Source organism: Chryseobacterium geocarposphaerae (assembly GCF_002797535.1).
GTDB classification, from domain to species: Bacteria; Bacteroidota; Bacteroidia; order Flavobacteriales; family Weeksellaceae; genus Chryseobacterium; species Chryseobacterium geocarposphaerae.
In genome coordinates, this window is the sequence record NZ_PGFD01000001.1 from 2,294,407 (window position 1) to 2,320,960 (window position 26,554).

23 protein-coding genes are annotated in these 26,554 nt (G+C 34.5%); 18 read left to right on the forward strand and 5 right to left on the reverse strand.

All coding sequences use genetic code 11. The annotated features are described in order from the left end of the window. A complete protein-coding gene (locus tag CLV73_RS10205) occupies window positions 1-3,033 on the reverse strand; it encodes a SusC/RagA family TonB-linked outer membrane protein (RefSeq protein ID WP_100376710.1) in 3,033 nt (1,010 codons plus the stop codon). 133 nt (window positions 3,034-3,166) lie between these two features. Between CLV73_RS10205 and CLV73_RS10210 the strand changes: the two genes are divergently transcribed. Then, window positions 3,167-3,751, forward strand: a complete 585-nt coding sequence (locus tag CLV73_RS10210) for a ribonuclease HII (RefSeq protein ID WP_100376711.1) — start codon at window positions 3,167-3,169, stop codon at window positions 3,749-3,751. 117 nt (window positions 3,752-3,868) lie between these two features. Here CLV73_RS10210 and yidC read toward each other — a convergent pair whose 3' ends face one another. The 3 genes from yidC to CLV73_RS10225 form a co-directional block, all read right to left on the reverse strand. Next, entirely contained in the window at window positions 3,869-5,665 is a 1,797-nt protein-coding gene (yidC, locus tag CLV73_RS10215) for a membrane protein insertase YidC (RefSeq protein ID WP_100376712.1), read from the reverse strand. Window positions 5,666-5,876: 211 nt separating this feature from the next. Next, window positions 5,877-7,484 carry a CTP synthase gene (locus tag CLV73_RS10220; protein ID WP_100376713.1) on the reverse strand — a complete coding sequence of 536 codons (1,608 nt, stop codon included), beginning with the start codon at window positions 7,482-7,484 and terminating at the stop codon, window positions 5,877-5,879. Between the two features lie 149 nt (window positions 7,485-7,633). Continuing rightward, complete coding sequence (locus tag CLV73_RS10225; protein ID WP_100376714.1) at window positions 7,634-8,203, reverse strand: YceI family protein; 570 nt, start codon at window positions 8,201-8,203, stop codon at window positions 7,634-7,636. Window positions 8,204-8,722: 519 nt separating this feature from the next. On the opposite strand from CLV73_RS10225, the gene radA reads away from it, so the two are divergent. From radA to CLV73_RS10255, 5 genes are all read left to right on the forward strand, one after another. After that, window positions 8,723-10,075 (forward strand): DNA repair protein RadA, encoded by a 1,353-nt coding sequence (radA, locus tag CLV73_RS10235; RefSeq protein WP_100376716.1) that lies wholly within the window; start codon window positions 8,723-8,725, stop codon window positions 10,073-10,075. A 157-nt stretch (window positions 10,076-10,232) separates the two neighbouring features. Then, window positions 10,233-11,789: a M12 family metallo-peptidase gene (locus tag CLV73_RS10240; RefSeq protein WP_100376717.1), complete on the forward strand. Its 1,557-nt coding sequence runs from the start codon at window positions 10,233-10,235 to the stop codon at window positions 11,787-11,789. Between the two features lie 109 nt (window positions 11,790-11,898). Next, the gene (locus CLV73_RS10245) at window positions 11,899-12,567 is read left to right on the forward strand and encodes a class I SAM-dependent methyltransferase (protein WP_100376718.1); all 669 of its coding nucleotides are present in this window, start codon (window positions 11,899-11,901) and stop codon (window positions 12,565-12,567) included. Further along, complete coding sequence (locus tag CLV73_RS10250; RefSeq protein WP_100376719.1) at window positions 12,564-13,271, forward strand: VanW family protein; 708 nt, start codon at window positions 12,564-12,566, stop codon at window positions 13,269-13,271. The genes CLV73_RS10245 and CLV73_RS10250 overlap by 4 nt, the downstream gene beginning before the upstream one ends. Further along, a complete protein-coding gene (locus tag CLV73_RS10255) occupies window positions 13,268-13,861 on the forward strand; it encodes an acyl carrier protein phosphodiesterase (protein ID WP_100376720.1) in 594 nt (197 codons plus the stop codon). The genes CLV73_RS10250 and CLV73_RS10255 overlap by 4 nt, the downstream gene beginning before the upstream one ends. Before the next feature lie 6 nt (window positions 13,862-13,867). Here the strand turns inward: CLV73_RS10255 and CLV73_RS10260 are convergent, their stop codons facing one another. Continuing rightward, the gene (locus CLV73_RS10260; protein WP_100376721.1) at window positions 13,868-14,368 is read right to left on the reverse strand and encodes a DUF6702 family protein; all 501 of its coding nucleotides are present in this window, start codon (window positions 14,366-14,368) and stop codon (window positions 13,868-13,870) included. Between the two features lie 73 nt (window positions 14,369-14,441). Here CLV73_RS10260 and CLV73_RS10265 point away from each other — a divergent pair, with 73 nt between their 5' ends. From CLV73_RS10265 to CLV73_RS10320, 12 genes are all read left to right on the forward strand, one after another. Beyond that, window positions 14,442-15,020, forward strand: coding sequence for a HupE/UreJ family protein (locus CLV73_RS10265; RefSeq protein WP_100376722.1), 579 nt, complete (start codon window positions 14,442-14,444; stop codon window positions 15,018-15,020). A 68-nt stretch (window positions 15,021-15,088) separates the two neighbouring features. Beyond that, window positions 15,089-17,470: a M1 family metallopeptidase gene (locus CLV73_RS10270; RefSeq protein WP_100376723.1), complete on the forward strand. Its 2,382-nt coding sequence runs from the start codon at window positions 15,089-15,091 to the stop codon at window positions 17,468-17,470. A gap of 153 nt (window positions 17,471-17,623) precedes the next feature. Further along, window positions 17,624-17,902 carry a co-chaperone GroES gene (locus CLV73_RS10275; RefSeq protein WP_039369684.1) on the forward strand — a complete coding sequence of 93 codons (279 nt, stop codon included), beginning with the start codon at window positions 17,624-17,626 and terminating at the stop codon, window positions 17,900-17,902. A gap of 46 nt (window positions 17,903-17,948) precedes the next feature. Next, the gene (locus CLV73_RS10280) at window positions 17,949-18,305 is read left to right on the forward strand and encodes a four helix bundle protein (RefSeq protein WP_100376724.1); all 357 of its coding nucleotides are present in this window, start codon (window positions 17,949-17,951) and stop codon (window positions 18,303-18,305) included. Window positions 18,306-18,373: 68 nt separating this feature from the next. Further along, window positions 18,374-19,999: a chaperonin GroEL gene (groL, locus tag CLV73_RS10285; RefSeq protein ID WP_100376725.1), complete on the forward strand. Its 1,626-nt coding sequence runs from the start codon at window positions 18,374-18,376 to the stop codon at window positions 19,997-19,999. 164 nt (window positions 20,000-20,163) lie between these two features. Next, on the forward strand, window positions 20,164-21,249 hold the full coding sequence (locus CLV73_RS10290) for a Shedu anti-phage system protein SduA domain-containing protein (RefSeq protein ID WP_100376726.1): 1,086 nt from the start codon (window positions 20,164-20,166) through the stop codon (window positions 21,247-21,249). A gap of 191 nt (window positions 21,250-21,440) precedes the next feature. Beyond that, the gene (locus CLV73_RS10295) at window positions 21,441-21,911 is read left to right on the forward strand and encodes a GNAT family N-acetyltransferase (protein WP_228424311.1); all 471 of its coding nucleotides are present in this window, start codon (window positions 21,441-21,443) and stop codon (window positions 21,909-21,911) included. 267 nt (window positions 21,912-22,178) lie between these two features. Further along, entirely contained in the window at window positions 22,179-23,660 is a 1,482-nt protein-coding gene (locus CLV73_RS10300; protein ID WP_100376727.1) for a restriction endonuclease subunit R, read from the forward strand. 141 nt (window positions 23,661-23,801) lie between these two features. Beyond that, the gene (locus tag CLV73_RS10305) at window positions 23,802-24,890 is read left to right on the forward strand and encodes a T9SS C-terminal target domain-containing protein (protein ID WP_100376728.1); all 1,089 of its coding nucleotides are present in this window, start codon (window positions 23,802-23,804) and stop codon (window positions 24,888-24,890) included. 99 nt (window positions 24,891-24,989) lie between these two features. Continuing rightward, the gene (locus tag CLV73_RS10310; RefSeq protein ID WP_100376729.1) at window positions 24,990-25,274 is read left to right on the forward strand and encodes a hypothetical protein; all 285 of its coding nucleotides are present in this window, start codon (window positions 24,990-24,992) and stop codon (window positions 25,272-25,274) included. 138 nt (window positions 25,275-25,412) lie between these two features. Further along, complete coding sequence (arr, locus tag CLV73_RS10315) at window positions 25,413-25,838, forward strand: NAD(+)--rifampin ADP-ribosyltransferase (protein WP_100376730.1); 426 nt, start codon at window positions 25,413-25,415, stop codon at window positions 25,836-25,838. Between the two features lie 35 nt (window positions 25,839-25,873). Beyond that, window positions 25,874-26,533 (forward strand): DUF2461 domain-containing protein, encoded by a 660-nt coding sequence (locus CLV73_RS10320; RefSeq protein WP_100376731.1) that lies wholly within the window; start codon window positions 25,874-25,876, stop codon window positions 26,531-26,533. Window positions 26,534-26,554 lie beyond the last annotated feature (21 nt).

Below are 26,554 nucleotides of genomic sequence, written 5' to 3' on the forward strand. Positions count from 1 at the left end.
TTAGAAGTCTAATTTTACGTTAAATGAATAAATTCGAGTAGAAGGCATCACCCCAGATTGGAAACCTTGAATATTACCTGAAGAAGTTCCTGCTTCCGGATCCGCATCTGGTAAATTTTTATGAATAATCCATAGATTTTGTCCCAATAAACTTAAAGTCATACCTTTAATAAACGTATTCTTCAACAAATCAGATGGTAAAGTGTATGATATTTTTGCTTCTCTCAATTTTACGTAAGAAGCGTCATAAATAAATGCTTCCTGAGGTATTCCTGCATCGGTTCCATAAGCTCCTCCTGCGTAAGAGGCATCAATTCTTACATCATTAGGCCTTCCATCTTGTTTCACACCAGGCAAAATAATACCTCCCGAATTTGGGCCATTGGTTAAAGGATTTCTCACCGGATTACCTAAATCATTTAGCCCAGCGCTATAAGCATAGATTCCTGTTAATCCTCCATATGATTGGTCAAGTGAATAAACACTTCCTCCTTTTTTCACATCAATTAAGAATCCAAGAGAGAAGTTTTTGTATCTAAAAGTATTATAAACACCACCTATCCAGTCAGCTTGTATATTTCCTAATACTCTATCCGTCGCAACTAAATAATGTCCATCATCATCTACAACTTTGTTTCCATTAGCATCATAAACGAAGCCAGTACCTCTAAATGTTCCATAAGCTTCCCCCACTGTCGCATTTAAAGTCGTTTCTTGAAAACTAGCTAATTGTAGATTGTTTCTACCTTGATTTAAAGCTACGACTGTATTTTTGTTTTTAGACCAGTTCACATTAATATCCCATTGAAAATCAGAGCTTTTAATCGGAACTATACCTAATGCAACTTCAACACCTTTGTTTTGAGTTTCTCCGGCATTAATTAATGAAAAACTATAAGAAGTAGATGGGGATTGTGGCACACTAAACAATAGATCTTTAGTATTTGTTTTATAAAGTGACACATCTAAAGTCACTCTTCTTTTAAACATGGACGTTTCTAAACCTACCTCCCAGCTTTTCTGTCTTTCAGGCTTTAAAGCATCAAAATCAACATAAGTGTTACTTATATCAGCCATTGGAAGTCCACTCACAGTACCTCTTGATGAAAAGAATCCAGGTCTTCCGAATGCCATATCGTTTCCTACCTCTGCATAACTTAATCTTACTTTTCCAAAATTTAGCCAACTGCTTTTAAATAATTCTGAAAATACAAAACTGGAACCTAATGAAAAATAAGTATAGTTTCTATTAGATTTAGGTAATGCAGTAGAAGTATCGTTACGGATAGTTCCTTCCAAAAATAAATATTTATCATAATCGAACGATGCCTGGGCATAAACTCCCGATTTCTGTCCTCTTATATTATTTTCTATTGAAGGATAATAAGCTCTCGAATTCCCCACTGTATATAATCCCGGAATAATTAACCCTCCAGTTGTAGAGTTTTCAGTACTTCTTTGATGCTGATCCATAAACTGTCCTCCTGCAACAAATAAGGCATTAAATTTATCTGATACATTCCAAGTATACCTACCTATTAAATCATAAGTCTGTCTTATGATCATGTCATCATATACCCAATATCCAGATGTTTCATCAGCCTGAGCAAGTCCGAACTCTTCTGCATGACTCCCTACAGCTTTTCTTAGCTCTTGTTTACTTGATGTATAATCTACGGTCGCTCTACCTAATATATTAAATTTTTTGGTAACGTCATATGATAACTCTGCACCCGTAATTAATCTCGTTTTGTCATCAGATGAATAGTTTTGATATCTATCCCAATAAGGGTTATTCCAAAAAGCAGCTGATAAATCACCATCTAAAGGAGCATTCATATTCCAGGTATAATTCTTATTTGTTCTGAAATATTCATCTCTTAATTCCAAGATATCAACATTTAAAGGCCACCATTGTCTAAATCCTGTAAGTATATTGTCGTTATATCCTACAGAGTTTCTACCTACTGTTGTTTGGTCATTAAAAGTTAAGAAAGTTCTTACTGTAAAATTATCCGCAAACTTTCGGCTAAAGTTACCACTTAACATATTCTTGTTCAATTTACTATTTGGAAGAATTCCAGTTTCATTATTATTAGTAAATGTTAAGTTATAGGTATTTAACTCATCTCCACCATTTAGGTTAAAACTATTTACGAAAGAAAGTGATTTTTGAAAAAATTTGCTTGGATCGTTTTTAGCAGCCACCCATGGTGTTGCCTTGCCAAAATTTGGGTTTCCAGGAACAAAAGCATTCCATTGATAAACTAATAAGTTTGGATTATATGCTGGTCCATAAGAAGCATCATCTCCTGTCGGGGCAACTGTATCTGGAATACCGTCTCCATTAACGTCTGCGCTTATAAAACTGTCTGCACCATTATATCCTGCTCCATAAAGTTTTTGATATTCCGGAAATGTTGATTTATCCATTGATCCTACTGAGACAGTAGAGTTAATTGAAAGCCCTAAAGATTTGCTTCGCTTTCCTTTTTTAGTAGTGATAATAACCGCTCCGTTTGCAGCCATACTTCCATATAAAGCTGTAGCAGCCGCTCCTTTAAGTACATTTATTGATTCAATATTATTAGGATCGATATCTGCTGTAGCATTTCCAAAATCAAATCCGTCACGTCCTCTTGAAGCATCACCAGAGTTTAGATTACCACTGATAATTGGTACTCCATCTAATACGATCAATGCCTGGTTGTCACCAGTGATACTTTTCGCCCCTCTTAAAACAATATTACTTGACCCACCAAAGTTTCCATTGTTTTTAATTTCCATACCTGCTACTTTACCTGATAAGTTATTAATAAAGTTAGTAGTAGGTACTGAATTTACTTTTTCTGCGTCTAAGGTTTGGGATGAATAGCCTAGAGATTTTTTCTCTCTTTTAATACCAAGGGCAGTTACTACAACTCCCTCTATCTCTTGTGTTTTAATAGAATCCTTCTTTGTCTGCTGAGCATTGGCAACAGCAAGAGACGAAGACAATACTAATACAAGCACACCTGCTGTTAGTTTCTTCATATCAAATTAATTTTGTGATATACAAATTTGTAAAACTTTCTTAAAAAGACAAAATAAAATCTTAAAAAAATATTATTTTTGCCATAGTATTAAAAAAAATATCAATTTTACCCTTTAAAATGTTTTAGTTTTTATGGAATTACTAAAGAAATGGACAAATAATTATATTGAAGCAGGATGTGATGAGGTAGGAAGAGGTTGTCTGTGCGGCCCCGTAGTGGCAGCAGCTGTAATTCTGGATGAAACCTTCGAACAAAATCTAATCAATGACTCCAAAAAATTGAATTTTAAAACAAGAATGGAGCTTGATCATTATATTAAAAACAATGTTAAAAGCTATGCAATTGCGGAGCTTTCTCCTTCATTCATAGATCAACATAACATCCTCAATGCCAGTATACACGCTATGCACCGAGCTCTTGATAAGCTAAGCATACAACCCGAGCTCATCTTAGTAGATGGAAATAAATTCCATCCTTATAACTATATTCCTCATGAATGTATCATAAAGGGAGACTCGAAAGTACTTTCTATTGCTGCCGCATCTATTTTGGCTAAGAATTACAGGGATAGATTAATGATAGAATTACACAAAGAGTTCCCAGAATACGGATGGGATACTAACTTTGGTTATGCGACGAAAAAGCACCAGGAAGCTTTAATAAAACATGGTCCAACCAGACATCACCGTCAGTCATTCAGGTTAAAATATGATTGAGTTTAAAATTGAACTGTCAATTATTTATCTTTTATCACGATCACTTAAAATTTAAATCATTTCTAAATAAAAAAGAGAAGCAATAATTTGCTTCTCTTTTTGTTATAATAAGTTATTTTATTTCTTCTTTCTTTGCTGCTCCTGTGCTTTTTGCTGTTCCTGAGCCTTTTCCATCATTTCTCTCATACGTTTTTGGAACTTACCTTCAGCTTTTGGCTTTTCTTTGTTGGCCTGGATTTGTGCGTGGATTTTCTTTTCATCCAAAATCACATACTTAATGACAAGGATAATCAAGATATTAATCGCGTTGGATACGAAATAATACCAAGAAAGACCAGATGCAGAAGTATTCAGGAAGAATAAGAATGTAATTGGGAAAATGTACATTAATACTTTCATATTTGGCATTCCTTCCTGTTGAGGCTGCTGCATATTTCCAGAAGTCATCACCGTATAAATTAAAATTACAATGGTACATGCCAAAGCAAAAATACTTAAGTGATCTCCTAAGAAAGGAATTTTAAATGGCAATTTGATCAAGTCATCATAGGCTGTCAAGTCTTTTGCAAACCAGAAACCTTGTCCTCTCAGGTCAATAAAGTTAGGGAAGAAACGGAACAACGCATAGAAAATAGGAATCTGAACTAACGCAGGTAAACATCCTGCCATTTGATTTACCCCTGCTTTTCTGTATACCTCCATTGTTGCCTGTTGCTTTTTCATCGGATCTGCATCCTTAAATTTAGCATTTACTTCATCAATTTCCGGACGGATCACCCTCATCATCGCACTCAGCTTATGCTGTTTGTACATAATTGGCGATAAGATTAATTTAACCAAGATTGTCAATAAGAAAATTGCCCAGCCTGCAGTTAATCCCCAAGATGCAATAAAGTTATAAATAGGAATAAAGAATCCTCTGTTCATCCATCCGATGAAAGACCATCCTAACGGAAGAATTTCGTCGAAGTTTTTGTTATATTCTTTCAATAATGGTAAATCCAACGGTAAGAAATACCAAGTAAAATCTTGGTTCAGTTCACTTCCGGTCATTTGAACAAAACCTTCATAGTTAAGTTTTTTCAAATATTCTCCTTCTTCAATAGTTTCCTGATTTCCTTTACTTTGTGTAAATCCGTTTTTAGCTTCAATCACAGAAGCAAAGAACTGCTGCTTTACTCCGATCCAATTAAGGGTTTCTTTATCTTCAGTCATTGTCGTTCTTCCGTCATAATCATAATCTTTATAATTATTGAAAGCATATGAGAATTCCGAGTGAGACTGTTCCTGTGCTCTACCCTTTTCTAAGTTTCTTACATTATAATCCCAAAGGAAATCTGCTTTGTTATCAGCTGTGATTTTTGAAAGCCCCTGAGTTCTTACTTTAAAATCTAAGGTATATTTCGGAAGTAAAGTATAAATAAACTGAATAACCGCTCCATTACAATTCGCCGTCATTGTCACTTCATTTCCATTTACGGTTGGAGCAAAAACAAGATCTTTCGTATTGATCACTTTTCCTGTTTTATCCTTGAACTGGAAACCGTAGTTCGAATTATTTTTTGTGATCAGGTAAAGCGGAAGATCGGCTTTATCTGTTTTATGATCGTATGCTTTGTATTCTGCAAGCTCTACTTTAGAAACCTGCCCTCCTAAGCTGTTGAATTCAATTTTTAACTCATTGTTGGAAAGATTCGCTGTTTGAATTGAGTTCGGAGTTACATTTGGATTGATATTGCTTGCCTGAGTCTGTTTTACTACACTTTTTACCTGTTCAGTTTTTTGCTGCTGAGCTTTTACTGCTTCCTCTTTCGATTGCTTGTTTTGGAAATAAAACATAAAACCGAAGAGAACCAAACATAAAACCGCAAAACTAATAATCTGACTTTTATCGAGTCCGTTGTTCTGTTGCATTTTATTTTTAATTAAAATTTTTAAACATTAATTATATACACAAAATGTATATTTTAACCTTAAATATATACATATTGTATATATTTTCGAGTCGACAAAAATACTGTTTTTTTATCAAAACTCTATGCTATACTCTATTACTATATAATAAACTCAGGCTGAGAAAAATCAGTCTGAGTTTATGTATGACGTTTGTAACCTTTAAATTACTTTATTTCTGTGTGCAAGCTTTAATGAATGCTCTGAATAAAGGATGCGGTGTTGCAACCGTACTCTTGTATTCCGGGTGATACTGCACTCCAACGTAGAACGGATGTTCCGGCATTTCTAATGCTTCCACCAATCCTGTTTCCGGGTTGGTTCCTGTTGCTAAGAAACCGTTTTTCTCAAACTCTCCGATATAATCACTGTTGAATTCATATCTGTGACGGTGTCTTTCCGTAATATTTTTGGCTCCGTAAATGTCGTTTAATTTAGAACCATTTTTCAAAGAACATTTCCAAGCTCCAAGACGCATGGTTCCTCCTTTATCAACAACATTTTTCTGTTCTTCCATCAATGAGATTACAGGATGTTCTGTAGAAGTATCGAATTCCATTGAATTGGCTTTAGAATACCCCAAAACATTTCTAGCGAATTCAATCGTCATGATCTGCATTCCCAAACAAATTCCCAGCATAGGAATTTTATTTTCTCTTGCATATTGAGCGGTAAGAACCTTTCCTTCAATTCCTCTATCGCCAAAACCTGGAGCGACAAGGATACCATCAACACCTTTTAAAGTCTCTTTAATATTTTCAGGAGTAATATCTCCACTATACACCCATCTTACCTTCACCTCAGTTTCCAGATCTGCTCCTGCATGTTTAAAAGCTTCAGCAATCGAAATATAGGAATCCTGAAGAGATACATACTTTCCAACCAAAGCAATTTCGACAGATTTTTTAGGATTCTGGAATTTCTTTAAGAAGCTTTTCCATTCTTTAAGATCTGCATCTTTATCACTTTTAAGATCCAATTCTTTAAGAACTACATCATCAAAGTTTTGTTTCTGAAGATACATCGGAACTTCATAGATTGTATCCAGATCTTTACATTCAATCACATTATCTAAAGGAACGTTACAGAACTGAGCCAGTTTTGCTCTCTGATCTTTTGGAATTTTGTGCTCTGTACGGCAAACCAAAACATCGGCCATAATTCCGCTTTCCATTAACTGACGAACAGAATGCTGAGATGGTTTCGTTTTAAGTTCCCCACTTGAAGCCAGATACGGCAATAAAGTCAGGTGAATGACCATAGAGTTTTTCTCACCCAATTCCCACTTCAACTGACGGACAGTTTCAATGTAAGGTAAAGACTCGATATCTCCGACAGTACCACCGATTTCTGTAATAATGATATCGTAATTCTGCTTAGATAAAATTTTAATTCTGCGTTTGATTTCGTTCGTAATATGAGGAATTACCTGAACTGTTTTTCCAAGGAAGTCTCCTTTTCTTTCTTTTTCGATGACAGTCTGGTAGATTTTCCCTGTTGTAACGTTGTTGTTTTGGGAAGTCGGAGCATCAAGATAACGCTCATAGTGTCCTAAATCCAGATCCGTCTCCGCACCATCTTCGGTCACATAACATTCTCCATGTTCGTAAGGATTCAAGGTTCCCGGATCAATATTGATATAAGGATCAAGCTTTTGAATAGTTACGTTGAAGCCACGTGATTTTAGTAGAAGTCCAAGAGAAGCTGAAACGATTCCCTTTCCCAAAGATGAAGTTACACCTCCTGTCACAAAGATGTACTTTGTATTCTTTTTACTCATTAGATTAGGTTTGTGCAAAGTTAGGGGAAAAAGAGATACAAAGCAATTTTGTTACGATTTTAAATTTTATATTCTTCAAAAGAAAATAAAAATAAAGGCTTCCAACCTATGTTGAAAGCCTTTCACCCAAATCAAATTATATACTTAGCTTATTGTTTTATCAACTCAAAATATAAAGCTACCTCAACATCTTTAGCAACTCCTGCTCCTGTAGGATCATATTTGATATTATAATCTAAACGATTGATCGTAAACTTAGATTGAAATCCCAATACTTCTTTCCCCTGCTGGTTTTTTGCAACCCCTCCAAAAGTAGCGGGAACAGTAATTTCCTTTGTAACGTCTTTAATCGTAAGTTTCCCTTTCAAAGTATAGGTGTTATCTTTCCCTTTTGCCACTGTACCCCCTTCAAATCTTATCTGCGGATATTTTTCTGCATCAAAAAAATCTGCACTTGTAAGATGTTTATCTCTCTTATCTACTCCAGTATTGATCGTCGCAGGATATACGATAAAATCGAAGGCTCCTTTTTCCAGGTTATTTCCGGCTGTGGAAACTTTCCCGTCAAATTTATCAAACTTCCCCTGTACAAAACTAATTCCCATATGTTTAATATTGAAATTAATGGAAGAATGCATAGGATCTACCGTCCATTCCGATTGTGCAAAAGCTGTAATACTAATTAAAGCCAATACAAAAGTTAAAAATAGTTTTCTCATTTCTTTATTTATTATACTAACAAAGTTATTCTTTAATTGCGAATTTATACATTGATCTATGTTAGTTTTTTGATTTTGCTAAAATTATTTTTGAATACACTAAATAAATCAAATAAACGATTAAAAGAACAATAAATGAATTTATATACAACAGTAAACTTAAAATATTTACAGCATCAGATCCAAATGGATTGAACCCAATTAAAATTAGACTAATCAAATAAATTATCTGAAATAAAACCGCAATTCTCAGAACAGAACGATAGCTTTTTCGAAATATACAAACAGTAATAAAAGCTACCACTGAAGTTACTAAAGATTCTATTAGTATCAAAAAAGGATACATCCCAAAACTTCCGCTAGGAAAACGCGCAATATTTAAGATCAGTACACTCAACAATAAATTCATCATTGACATAAATGCAAAAATCTGAATACTTTTCAGTAAAATATTTTTCATGCCAGAAAATTAACTAAAAATCAAAAGAAAAATTCAAAAAAAATTTTGAACTTCGCGGTATGGCAAAATTAAAAACAGCATATTTCTGTCAAAACTGCGGTTCACAGTATCCTCAATGGACCGGACAGTGTAAAAATTGCGGTGAATGGAACACTTTGGTGGAAGAAGTGGTAGAAAAAACAGCTTCACACAAAGCCCCACCTTTTTCAAAAACAAAACAACATGTTATCAACATCATTGAAGTTGAAGCCATTGAAGAGCCGAGAATAAAAACCCCTTCCGATGAGCTCAACAGAGTGTTGGGAGGAGGCATTGTATTAGGTTCTGTCACTTTAATTGGCGGAGAACCGGGAATCGGGAAATCTACCCTACTTCTTCAACTCGCCCTGAAAATGAAGAAAAAAATCTTTTATGTTTCAGGAGAAGAAAGTGCTTCCCAGATCAAAATGAGAGCTGACCGTTTAGCTGATGTAAAAAACCCGAACTGTTTTCTTTACACGGAAACTTCCCTGGAAAAAATCCTTCACGAAGCCAAAAAATTAGAACCCGATTTTGTCATCATCGACTCTATACAGACCTTACAGTCTCAACTCATTGAGAGTTCTCCGGGAACCGTTTCCCAGATCAGAGAATGTTCCAATGAAATCATTAAATACGCCAAGGAAAATAATGTCCCTGTATTTTTAGTAGGACACATCACCAAAGACGGACAGATCGCAGGACCAAAAGTGTTGGAACACATGGTAGATGTTGTTTTAAATTTTGATGGCGACAGAAACCATCTTTTCAGATTGTTAAGAGCCAATAAAAACCGTTTCGGATCGACTGCCGAAATCGGAATTTATGAAATGATCTCGCAAGGTTTAAAAGAAATTAAAAATCCTTCAGAAATACTGATTACCAAAAAATCTGAGGAACTTTCCGGAAATTCCGTTGCTGTAACCATAGAGGGAAACAGACCGATGCTATTGGAAATTCAGGCGTTAGTAAGTTCTGCAGTCTACGGAACCCCACAAAGAAGCTCTACCGGATTTGATTCTAAAAGATTAAATATGCTGCTCGCTGTACTTGAAAAAAGAGCAGGTTTCCAATTGGGAGCCAAGGATGTTTTCCTGAATATCACAGGAGGAATAAAAACAGATGACCCCGCTTTAGACTTGGCAGTGGTAGCTTCTATTCTTTCTTCCAATGAGGATATTCCGATCTCTGAACATTATTGCTTTGCAGGTGAGATTGGATTAAGTGGTGAAATCCGTCCGATTGCACAGGCCGAACAGAGAATTTCTGAAGCCGAAAAACTGGGTTATGAAAAGATTTTTGTTTCTAACCTTAATAAAATTCCAAAGAAAAAATTTGGGATTAAAATCGAAGAAGTAAGTAAAATTGAAGATTTCCATGAGCGTCTTTTTTAGAATAAACTTTTTGATGATTCGGGCGTTTTTCCTTTAGGAAAAACGCCCGAATATTTTTTATGAGAAACATAATAAAAACTCACATACTTTAGAAATAAATTATTAATTTTATACAAAAACCAACAAAACACAACCGATAAACTTAAATATTTATTTTATGAAAACAAAAATCACAATTTTAGCTTTAGCGATTTCCTCTTCAGCTTTTGCTCAACAGACCTATTTTCGGAATAAAATTCCCGAAAACTCCCTGAAAGAATCACAGAAAATTTCAAAAGAGCTTGCGACAACGTATTACAATACTCAATATTATAATCAAACATCATTTGATCTCAATCAGGACATCAGAATTCCCACAATAAAAGATCAGATGATCGTTGCAAAGCTTGATAAAATTTACAGATACACTAACAAAAGTGAATCTTATACCTATAAAATTGTAAACGATCCTTCTGCAGAACTTGTCCTTTCTAAATACGACAATATTATCACCGGAATGTATGTTTCAGGTTCAGGAGAAAAGATAATGTATCATCAGGTAAACGAAAATACATTTACCATCTCTCAGGTAGCAGAAAAATTATTAATTGATCAGGATGCTAAAGATGATACTATTATTGACGAATCAGCTATATCCAGTGTAATAGCTTCCAAAACCAACAGTAATATCTGTTCTTCCAGCACCGCAACATGTTCTGCATCCACCGTAGATGTTATGGTTGTTTATACCAGCGCTGCAAGTACGGCGTGGGGAGGAAATTCACAAAGTAACTCTTACATCGCAACAGCGATTACCAATTTCAATACTGCATTAACCAATTCCGGAATTACAAATGCCACCATTAATCTGGTATATTCAGGAGTGATTTCCTATGCAGAATCCGGAAATTTAAGCACGGATCTATCAAGATTAAGAGCTACTGCAGACGGTTATATGGATGATGTTCATACCTTAAGAACAACTTACGGAGCAGATCTCGTTTCTTTAGTCACTTCTACTCCTACCAACACTTGTGGATTAGGGTACGTAAACACTTCGTCAACAAATTACGTCGCTACCGCAGGCTTTTCTACTGTTCTATATAATTGCGCAGTATCCAATTATTCTTTAGCACATGAAATGGGACACAATATGGGATTAAGACACGATTGGTATGTTGATACAAGCACAACACCCTGCAGTCATCATCACGGATACACAAACGCTGTTGCCATTACCAACGGAACTTCAGCAACATCAGCTCAAAAATGGAGAACCATCATGGCTTACAATGATGAATGTACCAACGCAGGAATAAGCTGTACAAGAATCAACAGATGGGCAAATCCCGCTATCAATTACAATACTTATCCGACAGGAGTTGCAATAGGAAGTACCAATCCCGCAAACGAAGCTTTCGGCTTTGCACGTTTCATTTGCGTAGTTGCCGGGTTTACAGCCAGCGTTGGTGATGTATTATCCGTAGAAGAAAGGGGTACTACAACTAAAACTAAAGAATTTGCAATCTACCCTAACCCTGCAAAGACAACGATCAATATTACTACAGACGAAAAAGAAAATTACAGTTTTGAAATCATTAATGCTGCAGGACAGGGTCTTCAAAGAACAACTTCAAAGGAAATCAACATCAGCAAATATCCTACAGGAGAATATTTTATTAATATATACTCAGGAAATACACTTACAGGAAGTAAAAAATTCTTAAAAAACTAAAATATTATTAACCTTAATTAAAGTCTCCTTTTATTTTTTAATAATGGGAGATCTTTTTATTTTTATCATTTTAGATATAGGAAAACAATAATATTCCACAACTGTTATAATGAAAAATAAAATTCTGACGTACTATGATACCCTTGCAAAAGATTATGATAAAGACAGGTTTGAGAACTCCTATGGTAAATATATCGACAAACAGGAAAGATTATTTTTACATTCATTTGTAAAGAACAAAAAGTTTTCAAAAATCTTGGATTTAGGCTGCGGAACCGGAAGATTACTTGAGTTTGCAACTCATGGAGCAGACTTCAGTCAGGAAATGATAAAAATTGCCCGGACAAAATATCCTGAAAAAACAATATCTGTAGGTGAAATTTCCGATATTCCTTTTGAAGCAGAATTCGACTGTATTTTTTGTTTCCATGTCATTATGCATCAAAACAAAGAAAAAACACAATCTTTTTTGAATGAATGCTATAAAAAATTATCATCTAATGGAGTTCTGATTTTTGACTTTCCAACCAAAACAAGAAGAAAAGTAATTTCAGAACAGGAAGAATGGCACGCTTCAAATACTTTCACGGAAAAAGAAATTTTAGATAAAACTAGAAATCAATGGAAACCAGTAAAAACAGTAGGAGTTTTATTTTTTCCTATTCACAGATTTCCTAAAAATCTCAGAAGATTATTTTTACCTTTAGACAGAATGATCTGCAATACTTTCCTAAAAAAATGGGCTTCCTATAATATTATTGTTTTAGAAAAAAAATGAAACAAAAGTTTAAAAGTATACTTCCTTCCATCTTAAAACTGCATTTAAGGCTTTTAAAAAGGTATTTTCACGAATCTAAAAATAAATATATCTATTCAAAAAGTTATAATACACAGTCTATCGGAAGATATAAAAACGAGATCCTGCAACCCATTAAAAAAAGTGAATTCCACGAAAATAAAATACATAATCTGAATATCGTTCACGGTAAAATTAATCACCTGGTAATCAATCCCAATGAAACCTTTTCCTTTTGGAAAATCGTGGGAAAACCAAACAAAAAAAATAATTTTAAAGAAGGAAGAAACCTAATCCAAAATAACATTTCAAGTGAAATAGGTGGAGGTATTTGTCAGTTTTCATCCATCATCTATTTCTTAGCACTTCAATCCGGATTGAAAATATTGGAAAGACACTCACATTCTATCGACATTTATAAGGACCAGGAACGTTTTACGCCTTTAGGCTCTGATAGCACTGTTGTATACGGCTATAAAGATTTACAGATTCAGAATCCTTATGAATTCCCTATACAATTTGAATGTAATGTAAACGAAAATGAGCTTCGTTTTTACATTATTTCGCCCTACGAATTACAGTTGAATACAATTAATTTTGAATATTCCGAAAATAGTGAAGGAGTCTGGGTTAAAACTTTTTCCAATGGTAAAAAATTGCTTGAAAATTTTTATATTCGTTTATGAATTATCTGGCCCATTCTTTTTTAGCTTTTACTGACGGACAGATCGTGGGTCAGTTTCTTGAGGATTTTATCAGGAACAAGGAACGTTTTTCTTTTCCTAAAGAAATTCAGGACGGGATCACTCTGCACAGAGCCATTGATACCTTTACCGATTCTCATCCCGCAATTCATGAAGCCAAGAAAGTATTCAGCCCATTGGTAAGATTATATTCAGGAGCTTTTGTAGATGTTTCTATGGATTATTTTTTAGCCAATGACCTAAGTTTGAATTCAGAAAAAGAATGGAAAGATCATTCTTTGAAAGTCTACAGGGTTTTAAATGAAAATAGTCAGTTTTTACCCGAAAACTTCAAAAAAATGCTTGTAAAAATGGAACATGATGACTGGCTGTACAATTACCGTGAAGACTGGGGAATCAAATTCAGCATTCAAAATGTTTTGAATAAAGCCAAATATCTTGAAAAAGACATTCCCGTTTTCCAGGCGTTTCTTGACCATAAAGAAATTCTGCAAAAATGCTATGATGATTTTTTTCCAGATCTTCTTGCCCATGCAAAAGCAGAAAATGCTCTTTTACAGCTGGAAAGATAATTGATTCTAAAATTGCTGATACAAATACCGGTTCGGATACGTCAGTTTCTCACTTTTCCTGTTTCCGTTGACAATAATATGAACGATATTAATCTGATCATCAAATAAATTATACAGGAAACTTACTGCCGCTTCAACTTTTTTCGGAGTATTAACCGTTTCTGATTCCAGATAAAGATTTACGGATTCATTATCCTCTTCATACCCCACATAATTTATCTTTAAAAACTTATTATCCGTTTTCAGTTTAAAATATTCTGCGCTGTAATTCTTTAAAGTTTCCTTGAGTTGAGTCTTGTATTTCGCATCATTGAAATGAAATGACTTCCCATATTTTTGAGACAGTCCATTCTCCAGATCGTCCAGAAAAAACCTTCCCGTAATTTCAAAAGTCTTTGATTGAGAATTGTAATTAATTTCTACCGAACCTACATGATAAGGATGTTTCCCCTCTTTAAAAGAGAAAAGAAAAAAGACACAGCACAAAAACAACAAAAACTTTCTCATAATCTCAACCCATTGCTAAAATCTGTTCCGAAATTAATCATTATTTTCGTAACCTTTATTATGTAAACTTATGATGCAGGATTTTCTATTTTATTTAAAGCTCGGTTGGGAACATATTATTTCTTTGGATGCATTGGATCATCAACTCTTTGTTCTCGCACTTATTGCCGTTTATTCCTACAGCGATTGGAAAAAAATATTGGTTTTGGTCACCGCATTTACGATTGGTCATTCAGTGACTTTAGCTTTAAGTATTTTAGATATCGTGAGAGTTCCTTCAAACTGGGTAGAATTTCTGATTCCGCTTACGATTGTTTTAACAGCTTTGGGGAATATTCTTATGAAAAATAAAAAACAATCCCAGAGTAAACTCAATTATTATCTGGCTTTATTTTTCGGACTTATTCATGGGATGGGATTTGCCAATACGGCAAGAGTAATGATCGCTAAAAGCCAAAGCATTGCATTACCTCTTTTAGGATTTAATGTAGGACTGGAAGTAGGGCAAATTGCGATTGTTTTTGGAATCCTTATTCTGCTATTTATTCTTTTGAATCTATTTAAAGTCAATAAAAAAGACTGGATATTATTTGTTTCATCGGGAGTTTTTGCTTTATCCTTAAAAATGACATTAGAAAGAATTCCTTTTTAGCCTTGAAACATTTTCAAGTTTTCAGCTACTTATCATTATATTTGAAAATTAATTAAATCATTTCGGTTATGAAATTTAAAGTTTCAGCACTTTCAGTTCTTTTTTACATCGGTGCTTTTGCTCAAAACATTCAGAATAATCCGGGAAGCAACCACGGAAACAGATTTGAACAATTGGGAACCATTTTACCAACTCCCAATGTGTACAGAACCGCTTCAGGAGCTCCGGGACACGCTTATTGGCAAAACAGGGCAGATTATGACATCACTGCTTTTCTTGATGAAGATAAAAGAAACCTGAAAGGATCAGAAACCATTACCTATTACAATAATTCTCCGGATGATTTGGATTATATCTGGCTTCAACTGGACGAAAACCAGCAGTCTACTGTAAAAAAAGCAGATTTCCCTTTCTCTTCTACCCTGCCGAAAGCAGCCAACGATCAGCAGCTTAAAGCTTCTGAATTACCTGTAAAAGACAACGGATATGGCGTAAATCTTGAAAAAGTAACCGATGCTTCGGGAAATCCTTTAAAATATACGGTCAACAAAACCATGATGCGTATTGACTTGCCTAAAGTGCTGAAAAAAGGAGAAAAACTGGTCTTCAAAATTGACTGGAACTACAATATCCCTAACCGAATGAAAATGGGCGGTCGAGGCGGCTACGAAAACTTCGCAGAAGACGGAAATGATCTGTACACGATGACACAATGGTATCCGAGAATGTGTGTATACAGCGATTTTCACGGATGGCAGAATCACCAGTTTACAGGAAGAGGAGAATTTGCCTTGGTTTTCGGAAATTTTAAAGTTTCAATGAATGTTCCAGCTGATCACGTTGTAGGAGGAACCGGAGAATGTAAAAACTACGATCAGGTATTAACATCAGATCAGTTGGCAAGATATAACAAATCTAAAACGTCAACTGAGCCTGTAGAAATTGTAACGCTTGATGAAGCCAAAAAAGCAGAGAAAAATCATTCAAAACAAAGAAAAACATGGAATTTTGAAGCACATGATGTAAGAGATTTCGCATGGACTTCTTCCAGAAAATTTGTTTGGGACGGAATGGGCGTTACCATTCCTGAAAACAACAATAAAGTAATGGCCATGAGTTTCTATCCGAAAGAAGCTTACGGATTATATAGAAAATTCTCTACAAAAGCCGTTGCACACACCATTAAAACCTATTCTGAATTCACAATTCCATATCCGTATCCTGTTGCTCAGTCCGTAGAAGCATCCAACGGGATGGAATATCCTATGATTTGCTTTAACTACGGAAGAACTGAAAAAGACGGAACCTATTCGGAAGCAATCAAAAACGGGATGTTGGGAGTAATCATTCATGAAGTCGGACACAACTTTTTCCCGATGATCATCAATTCAGATGAAAGACAATGGAGTTGGATGGATGAAGGATTAAATACCTTCACAGAATATCTTACTGAAGAAAAATGGGACAACAAATTCCCATCCAAAAGAGGACCGGCCTGGACGATCGTTGATTATATGAAACTTCCGAAAGATCAGCTGGAACCCATCATGAGTAATTCAGAAAATATTATTCAGTTTGGCCCGAATGCGTATTCGAAACCGGCAACCGGATTGAATATTCTTCGTGAAACGATCATGGGAAGAGAGCTTTTTGATAAAGCTTTTAAAACCTACGCAAAAAGATGGGCTTTCAAACATCCTGAACCTGCTGATTTCTTCCGCACAATGGAAGATGCGAGTGGTGAAGATTTAGACTGGTTTTGGAGAGGCTGGTTCTACGGAACAGATCCTGTAGATATTGCCATCGACAAAGTAACCATTGCGGCTCCTGATTTGGAGACAGCTCCAAAACAGGCTTCAGAAACAAAATATAAAGTGGATAAGCCTTTACAAAACGAATTTGAAGATATTTCAAAGGTCAGAAACAGAGAGGATAAAAACATCACCTTTTATGTAGAAAAAGATAAAGAAACTCAGGATTTCTATTACAGATATGACAGAGGTCAGGAAAAAGTAGATACTCAAAAAGAATATGTTTCTAAAACTGAAGGGACAGAACCTTTAACTGCAAAAGACAAAGAGAAATTTAAAAACTTAACGGGTTATCAAATCGATTTCGTTAACAAGGGAGGTTTAGTAATGCCAATCATTCTTGAATTCACCTTTGAAGACGGAACAAAACTGACTGACAAATCTTCTGCACAGATCTGGAGACAAAATGAACAGAAAGTTTCCAAGACTTATTATTTTGACAAAAAATTAAAGTCAATTCAATTGGATCCGATGAGAGAAACTGCCGATATAGATATTTCAAACAATTTCTGGAGCAATGATAACGGAACTGCTGAAGTTTCCAAATTCCAGTTATTCAAACAAAAAGAAGGCGGCAATGCAAGAGGGGCTTCCAACGGAAAAGTAAATCCGATGCAGGCCGCAGGAAAGAAAAACTAAATTTAAAAATACTAAGGATTGCAAATTGCAATCCTTTTTTTCTGCCAAAATTTCCAGCTTAAAAAAATAAATACTGACAATTCAGTCACAAAAAAGTGTTGGCATACAATTAGAGAATTTCAAGACAGAAATAATTAAAAAATTAAATATATTATGTCAGTAAACTTTAAACCATTGGCAGACAGAGTTTTGGTAGAACCAATCGCTGCAGAGACTAAAACAGCATCAGGTATTATTATTCCGGACACTGCAAAAGAAAAACCTCAAGAAGGTACTGTAGTGGCAGTAGGTCCAGGTAAAAAAGATGAGCCTACAACTGTAAAAGTGGGTGACAAAGTTCTTTATGGGAAATATTCAGGCTCTGAATTAAAATTGGAAGGAAAGGATTATTTAATTGTAAAAGAAGGAGATCTTTTAGGAATCATCGGATAAGATGCTTCTGGCTTTTGGCTGATGGCGTAACTGCATATAGATTAGCATGAGAGATTTTAAAAAGTTTGACGTTTGGCAATTAAGCCATCAATTAACTTTAAAAATTTATACATCAACTAAAAATTTCCCTAATGAAGAAATTTTTGGATTGATCTCCCAAATCAGAAGATCGTTTGCTTCAATTGGATATAATATTTCAGAAGGAAGCGGAAGAAATTCAGATAAAGAATTTGCTAATTTCATCAATATTGCATTAGGATCGTCAAATGAAGCCGAGAACCAATTAATTCTTGCTAAAGATTTAGGTTACATTAATGAAACTGATTATCAAAATCTTTTAACCGAATTAACAATCTTAAAAAAGAAGCTTGTCACACTATGGAACAGGCTCAACGGAAATTAAAACTAAAAAATAAACTTGCGAATTGCTAAAGCTAAAAGCCAACAGCAAATCGCCAAAAGCTTAAAACAATGGCAAAAGAAATAAAATTCGATATTGAATCAAGAGACGCTTTAAAAAGAGGGGTTGATGCATTGGCTAATGCAGTAAAAGTAACTTTAGGACCAAAAGGTAGAAACGTGGTAATCGAAAAATCTTTCGGTGCACCTCACGTAACGAAAGACGGGGTTTCAGTTGCAAAAGAAATCGAACTTGAAGACAGAGTAGAAAACATGGGAGCGCAAATGGTAAAAGAAGTGGCTTCCAAAACTAATGATATCGCAGGAGACGGTACTACTACCGCTACTGTTTTGGCACAGGCTATCGTAAGAGAAGGTCTTAAGAACGTAGCTGCAGGTGCAAACCCAATGGATCTGAAAAGAGGGATCGACAAAGCTGTTGCAACAGTTGTTGAAAACCTTAAATCTCAATCTCAGGCTGTTGGAGATTCTACAGATAAAGTAAAGCAGGTTGCTTCCGTATCTGCTAACAACGACGAAACTATCGGTGCTTTGATCGCTGAAGCTTTTGGAAAAGTAGGTAAAGAAGGTGTTATCACGGTAGAAGAAGCTAAAGGTATCGATACAACGGTAGACGTTGTAGAAGGGATGCAGTTTGACAGAGGTTACCAGTCGCCATATTTCGTGACTAACCCTGAAAAAATGTTAGCTGAACTAGAAAATCCATATATCCTTTTAGTTGAGAAAAAAATCTCTTCTATGAAAGAATTGCTTCCTGTTCTTGAGCCAATTGCACAAGGAGGTAAGTCTTTATTAATCATTTCTGAAGAAGTTGAAGGAGAAGCTTTGGCAACTTTAGTAGTAAACAAACTAAGAGGTTCTCTTAAGATTGCTGCTGTAAAAGCTCCGGGATTCGGAGACAGAAGAAAAGCAATGTTGGAAGACATCGCAATCCTTACAGGTGGTACAGTAATTTCTGAAGAGCAAGGTTTCACCATGGAAAACATCACTATGGATATGTTGGGAACTGCTGAGAAAGTATCTATCGATAAAGACAACACAACAATTGTAAACGGTGGTGGTGAAGAAAGCAAAATCAAAGGAAGAGTGGCGCAGATCAAAGCTCAGATGGAAACTTCTACTTCTGACTACGATAAAGAAAAACTGCAGGAGAGATTGGCTAAATTAGCTGGTGGTGTTGCCGTTCTTTACGTAGGTGCAGCTTCTGAAGTGGAAATGAAAGAGAAAAAAGACAGAGTAGATGATGCCCTTCACGCTACAAGAGCAGCTGTTGAAGAAGGTATCGTTGCTGGTGGTGGTGTTGCTTTGGTAAGAGCAATCGCTTCTCTTGAAAGCCTTTCAGGTTCAAATGCAGACGAAAACACAGGAATCAAAATCGTGAAAAGAGCAATCGAAGAGCCATTGAGACAAATCGTTGCTAATGCAGGTGGTGAAGGTTCTGTAATCGTTGCTAAAGTAGCAGAAGGAAGCGGAGACTTCGGATACAACGCTAAAACTGACGAATTCGTAAACATGCTTGAAGCAGGGATCATCGACCCAACTAAAGTAACAAGAGTTGCCCTTGAAAACGCAGCTTCGGTTTCTGGAATGCTTCTTACAACTGAATGTGTAATCACTGAAGTGAAAAAAGACGAACCAGCTATGCCAATGGGTGGTGGAATGCCAGGAATGATGTAACAGCGTGTCGCTGAGACAATTTAATATACTAACCGTTCTACTTTTGTGGAGCGGTTTTTTGTTCGGATACAATTCCCATAAAGCATAAGTATGCAATTATTTTTAAATTTAGTATATTAATAAATAGATTTAAATGCTACATATAATAACAAAGTAATAGAACTATGAAAATTAATGATTATATTCTTAGATATACTTTTCCTAATAATTATAATAAAGATGGAATTTGCAGAATTAGAACCTTTGTAAATTCTAAATTAGATACCTTAATATTAATTACTGATTTAGATACAAAAAATACTTCCATGTCTATAACAAATTCAATTGAAGTAATATGTAAAACTTTAATTGAGAAATATAGAATTCCTGAAACAACTGTTTTTATTGAACATTATGAACCATCAGCAATTCACGATCATACATTTGATTTAGTTAAGTTAAATGTTAGCAATGATACAGAATGGGAGTCAATAACATTTAAAAATGTCATAGAATTACTCGAGTGTAATGATACTGAAATAAACAATTTAACATTAAAAAACACCCATCTATTAGAAGAAATCGAGCAACTTAGAACATTAATTTCTCCACACTCTGAATTACCTTCTCAATTTGAATCCAAATATATGTTAAGGCAATTTGAAATTGAAAATAATATGATCAAAAAAAATGCTTTACATCAACTTATAATAAATAATTCAAATGAAACAGAATTTTTAAACTTGTTAAGAAAGGATTTATCATTTTTCGCAGAAATTTATGCTTCTCCTAATGATAGCTACATATGCTTCTCCGAATTCCCATTAGATAATGGTTTTGTTGATTTTGTAATTTTAACTGGAAGATCAAGAATGGATGTATTTTTAATAGAGATTAAAGGAGCTGATTTTAGTTTACTAACTCAAAATTCTTATAAAAAATTTAATTATAAAATTGATACCGCAGCTAGCCAAATCCGAGATAGGCTTGGCTATATTCATAGGAATATAATTTCATTTAGAAAATTCGTTCATGAGGTTAGAGAGAAGGCATTTAGTGGAGAGAAAATATTTAATGCTTTTGTTGGTCCGGAACAAGATATTTTAGTAGATAAAAACAAAGATATTAACATTCATAATATTATTATTGGCGGACGAACACAAAATGATTTAGAAGAAAGTTACAAAAGGCATGATTTTGAAACGAATTTTAATTTACCCATTAAATTAGAATCATGGGATTCATTTTATCGAAAACTTCGTAGAAAATAAAATATAATAAAATTCCCTTTGTTATAATTTTAACGCCATACTCACTTATAGAAAAATATAATAAAAATATATTTGCCTATGCCAATAGTTGGCAAAATGCCGGAAATAATGTAGTCTTAACCTATACAGATAAATCAAAACCTTTCTATTATAGGGCGTTTTTTGTTTATTCTTACATTTGAAGATCCGTTATGAGAACCAAAGAGTATAACCTTCTATTAAAAAAACTGGACAAAAACAGTCCGGTCCCTTATGAACTGTTGCTATCAGCAGATCCTTCCAAAGAATTGGTTGACGAATACCTCCCGACTTCAGATGTATTTATAGTGATACAACAGAAAGAAACAGTGGGTGTCATTGTTCTTTTTCCCCTAACAATTGATACGGTTGAAATTAAAAATGTTGCCGTTAAAGCAGCACTTCAGGGGCAGGGAATCGGTAGTTTCCTGATTGAAAATGCTATTCAGGCCGCGCAACAAAAGGCAATAAAAAGCATGATCATAGGAACCGCCAACTCAAGCACCTCACAACTCTACCTGTATCAGAAACTAGGTTTTGAACTTATGGAAATCAAAAAAATTTCTTTGTTGACCACTATGCTGAACCTATTTTTGAGAATGGTATCCAAGCAAAACATATGCTGGTTTTGGAGAAAGTATTGAGGTGAAAAAGGCAAACTATCTATGGCAATGGGTGGTGGAATGCCGGGAATGATGTAACAGTCAGCGACCGAGGCAAATTAATATACTGACTGTTCTACTTTTTGTAGAGCGGTTTTTTGTTTGCCTTATGGTTTTCCGTAAGGAATCCATTTGTATAACATATTACTTTAGCGAAAGCATTGTCATCAATTAGTAAACGACAAAATAAAGTTAAAAATTCCGATACTAATACGTAATTTAGAAAACTAAGCTTAAAAACATTAACCAATGAAATTAAATAAATTCACGTGGAATAATTATCTTCAAACTACAGAAGCAAAAGAAACTATTGGAATATTTCAGAATAGCGATATTGACTCAATTTCAAATAAGTTTATAAATAACATTGAGTTTTCAGAAGAAAAAGCTACAAATTTTATTTTAAATTTATATAACTTCGCTATTAATCCAAAATTAAACTCAATCCAAAACTATCAAGAAGCCAATCTATTTTTAGAAGATATCTATGATAATGGCATTGAATTAATATTTGAAGATGGTGAAAAAGAAATCCCACTTTTAAAAGATGATTTTACCCATTTAATTTCTATAGTTTCAACTTGGCTATTTTATGAATATCCGGAAATATTTAAGCCATACTTTTTTAAAAACAACTATGATTTATTAACTAAGATTGCAGATACTTTTCATTTAGACCTTCCAAAGGTTCCTTTAAAAAGATATAAAAAAGAAAGATTTTTACATTACTTAGACTTATGCAAATGTTTCAATAAATTCCAAAAAGAAAATGAATTGACAGATTTTGAATTCTGTGCTTTCCTGTACGACTTTGCTCCTAAATTCATAAAGGAAACTGATGATGAAAAAGAATTACCTGAACCTTCACAAGTTTGGTGGATTGGAGGAGACAAACATGGAGAAGATTTTGAATTTTTAGATACAAATCTTAACTCAAATATTTCATCTTTTTGGCAGGGAAATATTGATACTAAAAGAGGAGATATTTTAGTAGTTTATTGTTTAGCACCCCGAAGCTATATTCATTCTGTATGGAGAGTAAAAAGAGATGGAATTGCAGATCCCTTTTTTCATTATTACAGTAATATTTATATTACGAATGGTCAAAAGGTTCCACCAATTACAATTCACGAATTGAAAGCAGATAAACACTTTAGTAAAAATCCACTCGTAAGGAAAAACCTCCAAGGAATTAATGGCTATCCATTATCTTCTGAAGATTATTTACGCCTGCAAGAGATTTTTAATGAAAAAGGATATAATTCCTCAAATCTACCACAATTATATAATTATACCTATGAGCAAAATAAGGAAATACAAAATGAAAGAGAGGTAGAAATAAATTTAATAGAACCATTTCTAAAACGAATTGGATATATTGAAAAAGACTGGATTCGTCAATTATCTATTCGTATGGGGCGGGGTGAAAGAAACTATCCAGATTATGCATTTCTTACTGATAAAACACAGAATTATGAAAAAGCTTCTATGTTGATCGAAAGTAAATTTCACATAAAAAACAATAAAGAGTTAGAAGAAACATTTAAACAAATATGGTCTTATGGACAGAGATTAAATTCTCATACACTGATTATTGCAGATAAGGACTCCATATGGATTTATTTAAGAAAAAATGATTCATTTGATAGAACAAAATATAAAAAGTTTTTTTGGAAAGAATTAGAAAACTCAGATAAGTACAATGAGGTCAAAAAACTTATTGGAAAATAGATTCTTGTCACTCAAAATCTCCTAAATTTGAGTCAATATAAAATAATCTCAACACCCTTGAAAACAAAATTATTCCTCCTTTCATTTTTCGGCATATTCTTCGCGAATGCACAAACCTTAAATTTTAAACATCTTTCGGATATGTCTGTGAGAAGAGGAGCAGTAACAAGTACCATTGCAGATGGCAATATCTATGTGAGCAATGGTTATAAAGATACGGACGGTAATGCCACTATTATTGAGAAATACAGTATTAAAGATAACCGCTGGAGTATAATAAATTCTACTTTGGTTCCTAAAAGATTCTCCAATTCAGAGACTTACGGTAATAAAATTTATATTTTTAACGGCTGGGGAAATAGTCATCTTGAAATTGTAGACCTTGAAACTCATAAAATAACGAAGGGAGCTGTTAATCATGCCTATACAGGAAATGCAGGTTCTGCCATTCACAACGGAAAAATATATACGTTCGGAGGAAGTGGGCTAAACAATGCCGCCACCACAGTATTTTCTAACAGATTCCAATACTATGATATTGCTTCAGATACGTGGCATCCATTACCAGATATGCCCAAAGCCAGAGAAACAAAAGGCAAAATTGTGAATGATAAACTTTATGTTATTGGTGGCTTTAACGGTACATCATCCCGTCTGGTAAATGTTTTCGACCTCAATAAAAACATGTGGACTGAGCAATACACGATGCCTGCTGCGATATCCGGTCATTCATTAGCGGTATCCGGTAATAAGATTTTTATTGCAGGGGGTTATAATAATCAAACTTTTCTTGCTTATTTTGATACTGAAACCAATAAATTACATCAGTTATCTTCAAACATGATCCCGCGAAGACATGCTGCTGCGGAAATATATAACGATAAATTATACATCATAGGTGGAAGCACAACATCTTCAACCAAATCAGCCATTAAAAGCATTCAGGTTGCTGATATTAGCGAAGAAGCACTTTCCGCTGCAGCAACCAATGAAGATGTGTTTAAATCAAAAGTTTATACCAATGCACAGAGAGACGGTTTTACGATCAGTAATAAAAATAACAGCAATCAGTTTGAATACACTGTTTATACAATAGATGGAAAAGAAGTCGGAAAAGGTTTTGCTTATTACAATAAAAATATAGATTTAACAAAAGTACCACGCGGAACGTATATTTTTACTTACAAAAATGAGAAAGGGGTTTTGCAGAAAGTTAGGGTGATAAGATAAGAATATTAATAAAAACAATCATGAAAAGAATTTTATCATCAATTACAATTTTACTTTTTTTTGGTAAGCGCCAAATTATCTTCGCAAATCGTTAAGAATATGAACACTGATTTGGAAGAATTTATTAAAACCGAATCAAAAGAAGGCGGAAAACTCGACTTTAAAAATACTGTGGAAAAATATGATGGAGCTTTCATAGCTTTCGATAAAGTTTTATACAACAAAAAAGATTTTACAATTTTGATGTGGGGAGCTGCTGTAAATCAGACTGGAATAAAAGATTTTGAAAAAGCTCAATTATTATGGGAAGAAATCAATCATCGAAAATTAACAGAACCAGAATTAAAAGCTCTAAAAAAAGGGGTTGAAACAAAACTACAATAATAAAGATCACACTTTACTGGTTCGATTGCCTCACCTATACTCACAAACATAACACCGCTCAATTCCCAAAGCGGTTTTTTAATTCCAAAACAAATTCCTAAGTTTACAGGTTCTTCCAACCTCAAAAACACTTTCATAATGGAAAACAAAAAAGACGAAACAATTCTGGATAACGGGCCATTCTACCACGGTACAAAAGCTGATTTACAAATCGGTGATCTGCTCAGTGCCGGATTTGAATCGAATTATTATCCCGAGATCATCATGAACCATATCTATTTTACTGCCTTACAAAACGGCGCCGGATTAGCTGCTGCATTGGCAAAAGGTGATGGCCGTGAACGGATTTATATCGTGGAACCGACAGGAGAATTTGAAAATGATCCCAACGTAACCGATAAAAAGTTTCCGGGAAACCCTACCCGATCTTATCGCAGTACAAAACCTGTGAGAATTGTCGGTGAAGTAACAGACTGGATCCGGTTAACAGACGAAGAGCTCCAAAACTGGCGGGAAAGAATCGCCAAGCTTCGGGAAAATCCGGATGCTGAAATTATTAATTAGAATTGCAAATCGCAATACTCTATAAAACATCACCAATGAAAAAAACCTTTGAATTTCTTAAACAATTAGAAAAAAATAACAATCGTGAATGGTTTGCCCAGCACAAAGCAGAATATGATTCGGTTGTAAAAGAAAACAAAACATTGTTTAATAAGATTTATGCTGAGCTTCAGGAACACGATAACTTAAAAGGAATCCATATTTTCAGAATTTACAGGGATGTCCGCTTTTCCAAAGACCAGACTCCGTACAAGACTAATTTCGGGGTTGGATATTCCCGTACAAAACCCATGTTGAGAGGCGGATATTATATTCAGCTGGACCCCGGGAACAGCTTTGTAGGTGGCGGATTTTGGGGACCGGATGCTAAAGACCTGCTCCGCATCCGTAAAGATTTTGAAATCAGTACTGCAGAAATTGAAAGGATTACTTCAGACGATACATTCATAAAATATTTTGGAGAAATTAAAGGTGATGCCGTAAAAACTGCTCCAAGAGGCTTTGATAAAGATCATCCCTCCATAAACCTCATTAGAAAAAAACAATATGTTGTCATGAGAAAATTTACAGATAAAGAAGTTCTTTCTGATGGTTTTCAGAAAGAGGCGGTTCTCACCTTATTAGCCATGCGTCCTTTTTTTGATTATATGAGCGAAGTATTGACTACAGACCTGAATGGGGAACCGTTATTTTAAAATATAAAAACTGTTTAAGAT

Bases quoted from the DNA above. Each gene is read 5' to 3' on its own strand.
- CLV73_RS10210 (WP_100376711.1), top strand. From the start codon at position 3,167: ATGGAATTACTAAAGAAATGGACAAATAATTATATTGAAGCAGGATGT.
- CLV73_RS10300 (WP_100376727.1), top strand. From the start codon at position 22,179: ATGAAATTAAATAAATTCACGTGGAATAATTATCTTCAAACTACAGAA.
- CLV73_RS10260 (WP_100376721.1), bottom strand. From the start codon at position 14,368: ATGAGAAAGTTTTTGTTGTTTTTGTGCTGTGTCTTTTTTCTTTTCTCT.
- yidC (WP_100376712.1), bottom strand. From the start codon at position 5,665: ATGCAACAGAACAACGGACTCGATAAAAGTCAGATTATTAGTTTTGCG.
- CLV73_RS10240 (WP_100376717.1), top strand. From the start codon at position 10,233: ATGAAAACAAAAATCACAATTTTAGCTTTAGCGATTTCCTCTTCAGCT.
- groL (WP_100376725.1), top strand. From the start codon at position 18,374: ATGGCAAAAGAAATAAAATTCGATATTGAATCAAGAGACGCTTTAAAA.
- CLV73_RS10305 (WP_100376728.1), top strand. From the start codon at position 23,802: ATGTCTGTGAGAAGAGGAGCAGTAACAAGTACCATTGCAGATGGCAAT.
- CLV73_RS10320 (WP_100376731.1), top strand. From the start codon at position 25,874: ATGAAAAAAACCTTTGAATTTCTTAAACAATTAGAAAAAAATAACAAT.
- CLV73_RS10265 (WP_100376722.1), top strand. From the start codon at position 14,442: ATGCAGGATTTTCTATTTTATTTAAAGCTCGGTTGGGAACATATTATT.
- CLV73_RS10250 (WP_100376719.1), top strand. From the start codon at position 12,564: ATGAAACAAAAGTTTAAAAGTATACTTCCTTCCATCTTAAAACTGCAT.
- arr (WP_100376730.1), top strand. From the start codon at position 25,413: ATGGAAAACAAAAAAGACGAAACAATTCTGGATAACGGGCCATTCTAC.
- CLV73_RS10290 (WP_100376726.1), top strand. From the start codon at position 20,164: ATGAAAATTAATGATTATATTCTTAGATATACTTTTCCTAATAATTAT.
- CLV73_RS10245 (WP_100376718.1), top strand. From the start codon at position 11,899: ATGAAAAATAAAATTCTGACGTACTATGATACCCTTGCAAAAGATTAT.
- CLV73_RS10220 (WP_100376713.1), bottom strand. From the start codon at position 7,484: ATGAGTAAAAAGAATACAAAGTACATCTTTGTGACAGGAGGTGTAACT.
- CLV73_RS10205 (WP_100376710.1), bottom strand. From the start codon at position 3,033: ATGAAGAAACTAACAGCAGGTGTGCTTGTATTAGTATTGTCTTCGTCT.
- CLV73_RS10225 (WP_100376714.1), bottom strand. From the start codon at position 8,203: ATGAGAAAACTATTTTTAACTTTTGTATTGGCTTTAATTAGTATTACA.
- CLV73_RS10310 (WP_100376729.1), top strand. From the start codon at position 24,990: ATGAACACTGATTTGGAAGAATTTATTAAAACCGAATCAAAAGAAGGC.
- radA (WP_100376716.1), top strand. From the start codon at position 8,723: ATGGCAAAATTAAAAACAGCATATTTCTGTCAAAACTGCGGTTCACAG.
- CLV73_RS10255 (WP_100376720.1), top strand. From the start codon at position 13,268: ATGAATTATCTGGCCCATTCTTTTTTAGCTTTTACTGACGGACAGATC.
- CLV73_RS10270 (WP_100376723.1), top strand. From the start codon at position 15,089: ATGAAATTTAAAGTTTCAGCACTTTCAGTTCTTTTTTACATCGGTGCT.
- CLV73_RS10280 (WP_100376724.1), top strand. From the start codon at position 17,949: ATGAGAGATTTTAAAAAGTTTGACGTTTGGCAATTAAGCCATCAATTA.
- CLV73_RS10295 (WP_228424311.1), top strand. From the start codon at position 21,441: ATGAGAACCAAAGAGTATAACCTTCTATTAAAAAAACTGGACAAAAAC.
- CLV73_RS10275 (WP_039369684.1), top strand. From the start codon at position 17,624: ATGTCAGTAAACTTTAAACCATTGGCAGACAGAGTTTTGGTAGAACCA.